The sequence below is a fragment of the Okeania sp. SIO2F4 genome (assembly GCF_010672385.1).
Lineage (GTDB): Bacteria > Cyanobacteriota > Cyanobacteriia > Cyanobacteriales > Microcoleaceae > Trichodesmium.
In genome coordinates, this window is record NZ_JAAHGT010000334.1 from 1 (window position 1) to 9377 (window position 9377).

Consider the following 9377-nt stretch of genomic DNA (forward strand, 5'->3'; position numbering starts at 1 on the left):
GTACCACCATTTAGGAGGTCTTTACCTTCATGACCATTTAGGAGGTCTTTACCTTCATCACCATTGAGAGTGTCTTGACCAGCACCACCATTTAGGAGGTCTTTACCTTCACCACCATTCAGGAGGTCGTTTCCTCCATCACCATTGAGAGTGTCTTGACCTCCATCACCATTGAGAGTGTCGTTTCCTCCACCACCAGTGAGTTCGTCTTTACCTTCACCACCATTGAGAGTGTCTTGACCAGCACCACCATTTAGGAGGTCTTTACCTTCACCACCATTTAGGAGGTCGTTACCTCCACGACCTTGAATAGTATCGTTACCTAAACCTCCTGACAAGATATCGTCACTGGAAGTACCTCTCAAGAAATCGTTATTATCTTCAACAAAGAATACATTCTCAGAAATACTCTGAATTCCAGTGTTTAAGTGGATAATATCCGACAACTGAAGATCCTCTAACCATTCTGAAACAGACTCATTGCCTAATTCCCAATCATCAAGGTCAGTATCAATTTCATACCAGAAGCGATCGCCATCCCGCAATCGGGTAAACTGCTCTTCTAAAAGAGCTTCATTCAATTCCCCAATACTAGCATTTGGTAAATTATCCTCTGACAACATCCCTACCCAGATTTCAACATCATCAACACTATCATAAACTGACTCTAGTGCTGTTACTACTTCCTGGTCAGATGAAATGTCACTAAAATTATTTTTCCTGGTTAACCCCAGTGCTTCTCTGGCATCATTATAACTGCCCAAACCATGGTCGCGACCACGCTGAATATTTAGAGATGGCAAATCTGTACCATTTATAAATAGTTCTCCCATTGGTGGTGGACCAAACAATAAATTCCGCAGATCGTCAATTACATTTGCATCTGTTTCCTGCTGCACCTGGAAAGCTAAACCCCGCAATATAGGGTCTATTCCTCCTTCGTTAGGTATACGATCTGGTCGGAAGAAAGCATCTGCTAAACTCAGTGCACCATCCTCAGTGGGGGTGCCATCTTCATTTATACGTGGTAGAGTAGAACTAATTAAAGTGTGCCCTATACGAAAACCAGCAGTAGAAAATTCTGTAGTGATATTAGGATTAACAGTGGAGTCGTATCCAGTATAAGGGTCGAGAGTTACCCCTAAACTAGGTAAGAACTCATCATAAGTAATTTTCTGGATTTCTGCACCTACTATTTTACGCGCCCGTTGATAAATCTCTTCATCAGATAAGTCTGTATAAGTATCTGCAATAATTCCAGCAATCCGGTTATGTTCCCGTACCCATAAAGTGTGCATTGATGCTAAGCCAACATTTTCGTTGGCTCGGACATCACCAGCAATAAAAGTGCTTGCACCAGTTCTCTCTTCCATCGACATATGAGGCGCATTGGGATCGCCTTCCGCCCTAGGTAGCAAATCTCCTGTAGGATCCTCAGTAACTTTCAATTTTCCATCATCAAAAGTTCGCAACCAGTCAGCGCGTTCTGCATCGCTACCGTAGACATTACTACCATCTACCCAAGCTGTGAGTTCGTTGAATTGTTCGCGGGGGTTACTAGGATCGGTACCAGTAGTTTCATCAAATAGTGACCTGGTAACAGGAATAAATGAACCTGATGGAAAAGTTGCATCGTCCTCAGGAATGACAATGTTAATAGTTTCTTCTGTCCGACCTTGTAACTCGCTCAAGGTAACATCATGGTCAAGAAATTGTCCCCATAACCATGTATAATCGCTTAAATTGCGAGCATTGAGGATAGATTCTGATTGGCTAAATACAGCATTACTAATCTCTCTTGGATTTGGACCATCAGCTAATTGTTCTATTCCATCTGCATAGCTTGCTGGTGTTAAACGAAGTAAGTTTTCACCAACTTCACCATATTTAGGATTATTTAGGTTATTGTTACTACCGTCAATCGTACGAAAATTCATGTTTCTGCTTGTTTTTTTCAGCTAACATTATTATACTTCTAAGCTTTACTAAGCTTATGCAGTTTTTCATAGATAAAGCAATAGCAAATCACTATCTTTACTAATTCTTTATATAGTTAAAATCCGTAAATGTATTAATTTAACAAATGCTTCTTAACTATAGGTTAAGAAGTAAAATTTTTTCTAATCATACTAACTTTCTAAATAACATAATTTAGTCTAGACAAAGTTTTGACGGATTTTAAAGTTAAAATTAAAATTGCTGTTTGCTAAAATTTTCATCATTAAATAATATTAATTTGTGTTAAGTAATCATATAGTATCCATCCATATAACAACGGAAATACCTTAGATTCATAAGCAAAATTTATAGTAAATTGATAGAGATACTAAGGTTTGTCTTCATTAAATCTTAATAAAACTCGGGCACAAGATTGAACAAAGCTGTATAAGATATCACTCAACCATACCGCCTCAAATATCAAAAATATCTCCCTGTGCATCTAATCTACAATTGTCGTAAATCATTAGCACCTGTAATTTTGGGTACTCCTATATATGTAGCGATCGGTTAATTAAATCATTAATTTATGATCTAATTATCCCAAATCTTACCGAATAATTAAGGTTTAAAGCCTCTCACTCGCCGTGGAGAAACAAGCATTCGTTTGCCGAGCATGACAAACGGATGGGATGGCGAGGTCTCCCGAAGAGTGCAGAGCCGCGTTTCATGTCGCGTTTGCGCAATTATTCCGTAGGAAAGCGAAACGCAATTCAAGTCGCTCCGCGTTTCGCTGCGCGACATGAAAAACGCGCGTTGTGCGTTCCGCACAACGCCAGATCCAATCACCAATGCGAGAAGAAAAAATTTTCACGCTCCGTGTCAATCCAATCCGTTTTAGGGAGAGGTAATTATCCATTATCCATTAGACTTCTCCAAAAATCAAAAATAAAATCAATTATTATCCATAAATTATCAATTATACTAATTACCAAAAGTATTGCTATACTTAGGTCACACTTCAGTTATTAAGTAATTAACACAGGGTAAATCACTTTTTTGCTAATAGTAGCTCAGTTAATGTTTAGTATTCTTATGTTGTACGGACGTTGCATGCAACGTCCCTACCTCCCCACACTCCCCACACTCCCCACACTTCCCCACCCAATTAGATATAGCATTCTTTTTGAGAAATGGTATTACTCCCCCCTGTTCCCAGTTACAGCGGTTTTCCTGCACGGTAGACCACAGTAGGGGCATCTATGCGAATCGCCCCTACAGGGTGTTGGTTGTGACGATGTGGTTCATCAATCAGCAAAAGCGCTGTAAGTGTTCCCTGTTCCCTCTTTTCTGGAGAGGTCTATTAATTAACTGATAATTTGTTGAAAAATAAAATTTTAAAGAAGCGGTTAGCACTCAGCAATCAGTCAGATTATTTTTTTAAGGTGTGAGAAGGGGATTTCAACCCAGAGCTATAAAAGCTGTTAACGAAGACGACCCATGAGGATAGCTGTTTGCGGAGCATTCAGGTACGGAAATGCGCTCAAGCTGATAGCTAATTAATTTTTAGGTGATTGCTGACGCAAAATTCCGCCTTTTATGTTGCGAAACCAAAGCAAAACGCTTGCAGAAAACTCTCAGTAATTTGTATTTGAATTAAAAAACTAATTACTATAACAAAAAAATATACGATACTCTATTTGTGCTAATTATAAATTACATTATAGCAATCCGTGCATAGGTTGCGGGTAATCAAAAAGTAGATAAAAAACTGAAACTCCCACCAGTTAAGTGTTCCCTAAAAGTGGCAATATTTCTATATACAAATAAAATAGGATTGCTATATACTCCGATGTTTAATGATGAACTTATATCCCCTAGTTGTGGTAGTAGTCAGACTATAAAAATTGGTACAATTCATAACAAAAAACAAAAATATTATTGTCCGAATGACCAGAGACAATTTGTGCCTAATAGCCAGAAAATTTATCTTAGTAAAGAAACGAAAAAGTTGATTGATAAATTATTATTAGAAATTAGGAGTTTGGCTGGTATAATTTGTTGAACGGGAGTGTCAGATTTCTGGTCAGATTATGATATAGTTTTCCATAATTCCAGACACAAATCAGTAGGAAAAGAAACAGGCTTAACAGCTTATATAGAAAGATTCAATAATACTTTACGTCAAAGGATTTATCAGTTGTTTAGAAATACTTTGTCTTTTTCTCAAAAGCTAGAAAATCATTTAGGAGCTATTTGGTATTTCATATCAAATCCGGTAGCATTGGTGTAATTAGATAAGGAGTTAGGAGTCAGGAGGTGCGGAGGGAAGAGAATTTAGAAAGATTTGGCAATGACGCTCGTGAAGTGAACATTTTTTTATACCTAATTAATCGGATTTGATATTATTTATTCATCATTATAATGAAGCATTTTCGGCTCTGGCCGACATGAAAAGCTGCGCGACATGAAAAGCGGAGGGGAGGGAGCAAGTACGGCAGCTATATCGCCCGATCTTAATTTTATCCCTGCATCTACAGGACTACCAAGATAGGAATTAAATTACAGAAAGCTAAAATAAATAACAGTGTCAGCTAAGTTGAGCAATCAACTCTTAGACTATTAAAAAATTCTGTTATGACTATTTTTATTATCCTGGTTTAATGTCTCAATTCGACGCTTATTCTTATTTGTTTCCAAAGGCACAACATCATGAAAATGTGAGTAATCAAAATAGCGTTTACCATCAGTTCCTATAGACATCAAATCCACAAAACGTTTATCCCAGATAATCTTATCTAATGTATAAACATGGCGAGCATGAATAGTTTGAGAAACAGTTTCATCTAACCCTGTAAGGGTGACAAAAAATCGAATGTCCTGATTATTTAAGTCCCTAAAGTCATTTTCAGACCAACCATGTAGAGGACTATTTTTATCAATGTGGTGCATTACTGACCAGGTAAGAGCAAGCATTGGTGTTTCAGAACGAACCAATTCTAAATCGCAGAGTCGTTGCAAAGAATGTCCTTCTGGAGTCACTTCTTGATTCAGTAATATAGTTACTCTGACTTGAGCTTCCACTATCCAGTTTTGGCGTTGGTTAGCAATGCGAAATATGAGGGTAGGTACTCCATTGTAAGGAGAAATAACTGCTACTCTACTGAAAAGAACTCGCGCTGTTGGTAATGAGAAGCGAGCAAACATTAACCCTGTAATCATTGCCATCCCAATTAAACCAATAAAAACTTCTATAGCTACTAAGATATGAGTATAGAGATTTGTGGGGTACATTGCACCATAACCAATCGTAGCCATTGTTTGTATACTAAAAGAAAAAGCATCAATAAAAGAACCAGGTTTAGCATTAGCAATTCCTCCATTACTTCCTAAATATAAAAATGCAAAGAGAGTATTAATTACAAAATAACAACTGATGATTATTACCCATAGCTGTTGCCAAGAAATTGTCATTAACCAATGGTAAAAATCACTCCAGTAAAAGTGAGTAACTCCTAACACCCTAAAGTTCACAGAACCAATTTTTCTGACAACAGTTTTTTGTCTGTTTTTTTTCATTATAAAAATGCTAAAAATGATAAATTGTGCCGATAGGCATTGCCAAAGCTGGAAAAATGAGTCAAACTAAAGTTATTTGAAAAAAATATCGGCTATAAATAAGCCGAAAAATTTAACCTAGGCAAGCTTAAAAAATTATAAGTAGTTGATTTATACTAATTATGGCAGATAGTGACAACAAAAACCCTAATTATAATCCTAATATATATTATAATGACCCAGATTTAAAAAATTTCGCAAATCGTCTGGCTGATCATGTGGAACGGAACACCTTTATCCAAGAAACTATTGATAATATTAGACACTATCTTCAAGTAGACAGAGTGGTATTATACTACTTTTATCGTGAGTGGAAAGGACAGGTAACATTTGAGTCTTTGAGCTATGGGGAGCTATCAATTTACGGTTCAACAGGAGCTGATGAATGTTTTAATGATGAATATGCTGTTATGTATAAAGATGGAAGAGTACGAGCAATAGAAAATATTGACTTAGAACCAATACATCCTTGTCATCGAGATTTTCTTCATAGCATACAGGTTAAGGCTAATTTAGTAGTACCTATTCTCAATTCTAGGAGGTTATGGGGACTATTAATTGCTCATCAATGTCAAGATGTACGTTCTTGGTCAAAGTCCGATATAGAAGTTATGCAAAAAGCAGCTATAATTCTAGCAACTGCACCAATTATTAGAGATAGCTAATCTATAGCGCTACGCGCAAGTCAGAAATCAGAAGTAATTACCAATTCTTGAAAGTAGCTAGAGGGATAATGTCTCTAAACATATATTACCAAAAAATTAAGGTTTGAAGCCTCTCATGAGCAAGGAGAAAAAAACAAAAAAATTCCTTTTAACCAATCCTCAATGTTTGAAGAAGAGGTAATTAATAATAATTAATAATTAATAATTAATTATTGAACAACCTGTCAATGAAAGTATCTTCCAATTCAGAAATTCAGAAATTTAGATTTTTCCTACTCCTGAGATTGACTTTTTTTATGATGATACAACTGCACTAAGTCTCTAGTCAGTTTTGAGAAACCCTATATAATTTTTGTACTTCATATATCTGCAATTTTCTGTATATAGCATCGTAGTAATCTAAATTTAGTTAAAAACTATTCCTATTCTCGATAAATTCATCTAAATCTGGCACATTTACCCAAGTACCAGTTAAATTAGATTCATGGGTTAAATCCATTAATAACTGAGAATAAACACCCTCTCTTAGAGATGGAACTAAAGATTTTCCTGTTTCTATTGCTTGTACCCAATTATCAACTACTCGAATAAAAGGTGCAATTCTCCCATCAGAATAAACTTTCGGAAAATCTAACCTTTCAGGAATATTTATTTCTACTAAATTATCCCCATTTTGAGAACCCCAAACTTTAAACCCATGCACATAATCTTTTTGATTATTACTACCAACAATTAAAGTACCTTTACTACCATAAACTTCTACCCAATGACCGCGACCTTGATAGGTAACAGAACTAATACAAATTTGACAGGGAGTACCATCTGCCAACTCTAACATAATATTACAAGTATCATCTGCATCAACTGGTTTTAATTCATTTCCTAAAGTAGGGTCAGGACGAGTTTTAATAGAAGTATTAAGTTGTCCCCAAAGTTTTTTAGCAGGACCAAATAACCAATTAACATAATCAAAAGTATGGGAAGCGATCGCCCCTAATGCACCGCCACCTTTATCTTTTTGAGAATACCAATTCCAAGGACGACTTGGGTTAGCACGACTTGATGCTAACCAATCAATTTTAATTAAGCGTTTATCCCCCACATATCCATCTGCTAAAATTTCTGCAAATAGTTGCCAAGCAGGAATATAACGAAATTCAAAATCCATAGTTGCTACACATTTATTAGTAGCAGCAATATGATATAATTCTTGAGCTTCTTCTGCTTTTAAAGTTGTGGGTTTTTCTAATAATAAATGTTTACCTGCGGATAATACTTGCTTTGCCATTTCATGGTGGAGAAATGGAGGAGTTGAAATTGTTACAGCACTAACTTCAGGTATGGAAATAATCTCCTCTATGGTGTTACAAGCATGAGGAATATTATGACTTGATGCAATTGATTTAGCTTTATCTAAATCTGGATTATAAACAGCTAATACTTCAGTTTTGTGATGTGCTTGTAAACCTGGTATATGTACTTTTTGACCAAATCCTGTACCGATAACTGCTACGCCAATAGTTTGATTTTTCATTGTTTATAAGAAGAATTTATTAATGGATAATTGATAATTAATAATGAATAATTACAGCGAATTTCAGGTTGATGAAGTACAGTGGCACTAAATTTTTAAATAGTTTTTTAAGTCTGGAATTAAGTTTTTACTTAAAATTAGCCAATCTACTAGAATCATGGATAATTGATAATGAATAATTACAGCGAATTTCAGGTTGATGAAGTACAGTGGCACTAAATTTTTAAATAGTTTTTTAAGTCTGGAATTAAGTTTTTACTTAAAATTAGCCAATCTACTAGAATCATGGATAATTGATAATGAATAATTACAGCGAATTTCAGGTTGATGAGGTACGGTGGTACTAAATTTTTAAATAGTTTTTGAAGTCTGGAATTAAGTTTTCACTCAAAATTAGCAAATCTACTAGAATCAATGTACCTCATAACAGTCGAAAGGGCTGTATTAATGGATAATGAATTAATCATCCATTATTAATTATTAATTATTAATTATTAATTATTAGTTACCCATTCTATTACTTGTTTACCCAGATTAACATTATCGAGCAAATCAATTTCTCTAATTCCCGTTGGACTGGTAACATTAACCTCTGTAAGATAACCACCAATCACATCTATACCAACAAAATATAAACCATCCGCTATTAATTTAGGTGCTAAATATTCACAAATTTCATATTCTCTTTCTGTAATTTCTGTCTGAGCAACCCTACCTCCTACTGCCATATTTCCTCGAAATTCTTTACCAGTAGGAATCCGATTTACCGCTCCAATAGGTTTACCATTCAACATAATAATTCGCTTATCTCCTTCTTTTGCTGCCGGTAAATAACTCTGAATCATCACAGGTTCTCTACCTTGTTTTGTACTAATTTCTATTAGGGAATTAAAATTTTTATCTGTGGGTTCTAAAAATAAAATTCCCTCCCCAGCTTTTCCTCCCAAAGGTTTCAAAACTGCTGCTCCTTGTGACTCTAAAAATTCTCTAATTACCTGTTTATCTTGACTAACAATTGTCTCCGGAATTACTTTTGTAAATTGCAAAGCATACATTTTTTCATTAGCATTGCGTAACCCTTGAGGAGAATTTATTACTAAAGTTTTTTCTGGATTAATATAGTCGAGAAGATAAGTAGCATAAATATAAGGAATTGTGACTGGTGGATCTTGCCGCATAAATACAGCATCCATAGACTCTAACGGTTCCAGCATAGTTTTTCCTAACTCATACCAAGGGTTACTTGCCACCCAATGATTTTCTATCCTTTCAATTGGAATCAAATTTACCCGCTTAATTGTTGCCCAGGTTTTACTATCAATAATAGTTAGTTGATTAACTTCCGTTATCCAAACTTCGTGACCAAATTCTTGAGCAGCTTCCATTAGTGCGACGCTACTATCGTGAACTGGGTTAAGTTTATCTATGGGATCTATGATGAATAGAAATTTCATCTTTTTTTTTGTTAATTAGTTCAAAATATTTTTAGTCGTCAAATAGGGGACAATAATCATCTTCAAAAAATATTTACCCTAGGACTTACGCACCAGACCATATATATAGCGTTCAAAACTAGAACGTTATAGTTTTTCTACTCTATATATAGTACCTTTGCGTAAGTA

At 35.4% G+C, this 9377-nt stretch carries 6 protein-coding genes and 1 pseudogene; 2 read left to right on the forward strand and 5 right to left on the reverse strand.

Annotated features, from left to right (window positions below):
• A partial coding sequence (locus F6K22_RS20450; RefSeq protein WP_293101896.1) for a peroxidase family protein occupies positions 1 to 1937 on the reverse strand: 1937 nt, incomplete at its 3' end.
• Between the two features lie 1078 nt (positions 1938 to 3015).
• A complete protein-coding gene (locus F6K22_RS20455; protein ID WP_293101899.1) occupies positions 3016 to 3198 on the reverse strand; it encodes a hypothetical protein in 183 nt (60 codons plus the stop codon).
• Between the two features lie 592 nt (positions 3199 to 3790).
• Here F6K22_RS20455 and F6K22_RS20460 point away from each other — a divergent pair.
• Positions 3791 to 4231, forward strand: a pseudogene (locus tag F6K22_RS20460) (IS1 family transposase).
• A gap of 329 nt (positions 4232 to 4560) precedes the next feature.
• Here the strand turns inward: F6K22_RS20460 and F6K22_RS20465 are convergent.
• Positions 4561 to 5517 carry an ion channel gene (locus F6K22_RS20465; RefSeq protein WP_293101902.1) on the reverse strand — a complete coding sequence of 319 codons (957 nt, stop codon included), beginning with the start codon at positions 5515 to 5517 and terminating at the stop codon, positions 4561 to 4563.
• Positions 5518 to 5678: 161 nt separating this feature from the next.
• Here F6K22_RS20465 and F6K22_RS20470 point away from each other — a divergent pair, with 161 nt between their 5' ends.
• Positions 5679 to 6221 (forward strand): GAF domain-containing protein, encoded by a 543-nt coding sequence (locus tag F6K22_RS20470; protein ID WP_293101905.1) that lies wholly within the window; start codon positions 5679 to 5681, stop codon positions 6219 to 6221.
• Between the two features lie 409 nt (positions 6222 to 6630).
• Here the strand turns inward: F6K22_RS20470 and F6K22_RS20475 are convergent, their stop codons facing one another.
• Together F6K22_RS20475 and gshB are read right to left on the reverse strand one after the other, a co-directional pair.
• A complete protein-coding gene (locus F6K22_RS20475) occupies positions 6631 to 7755 on the reverse strand; it encodes a Gfo/Idh/MocA family protein (RefSeq protein WP_293101907.1) in 1125 nt (374 codons plus the stop codon).
• 494 nt (positions 7756 to 8249) lie between these two features.
• A complete protein-coding gene (gene gshB, locus F6K22_RS20480; RefSeq protein ID WP_293101909.1) occupies positions 8250 to 9209 on the reverse strand; it encodes a glutathione synthase in 960 nt (319 codons plus the stop codon).
• Between the last annotated feature and the right edge of the window lie 168 nt (positions 9210 to 9377).

Excerpts from the sequence above, each read along its gene's own strand:
- gshB (WP_293101909.1), bottom strand. The coding sequence starts at position 9,209 with ATGAAATTTCTATTCATCATAGATCCCATAGATAAACTTAACCCAGTT.
- F6K22_RS20455 (WP_293101899.1), bottom strand. The coding sequence starts at position 3,198 with ATGCCCCTACTGTGGTCTACCGTGCAGGAAAACCGCTGTAACTGGGAA.
- F6K22_RS20470 (WP_293101905.1), top strand. The coding sequence starts at position 5,679 with ATGGCAGATAGTGACAACAAAAACCCTAATTATAATCCTAATATATAT.
- F6K22_RS20465 (WP_293101902.1), bottom strand. The coding sequence starts at position 5,517 with ATGAAAAAAAACAGACAAAAAACTGTTGTCAGAAAAATTGGTTCTGTG.
- F6K22_RS20475 (WP_293101907.1), bottom strand. The coding sequence starts at position 7,755 with ATGAAAAATCAAACTATTGGCGTAGCAGTTATCGGTACAGGATTTGGT.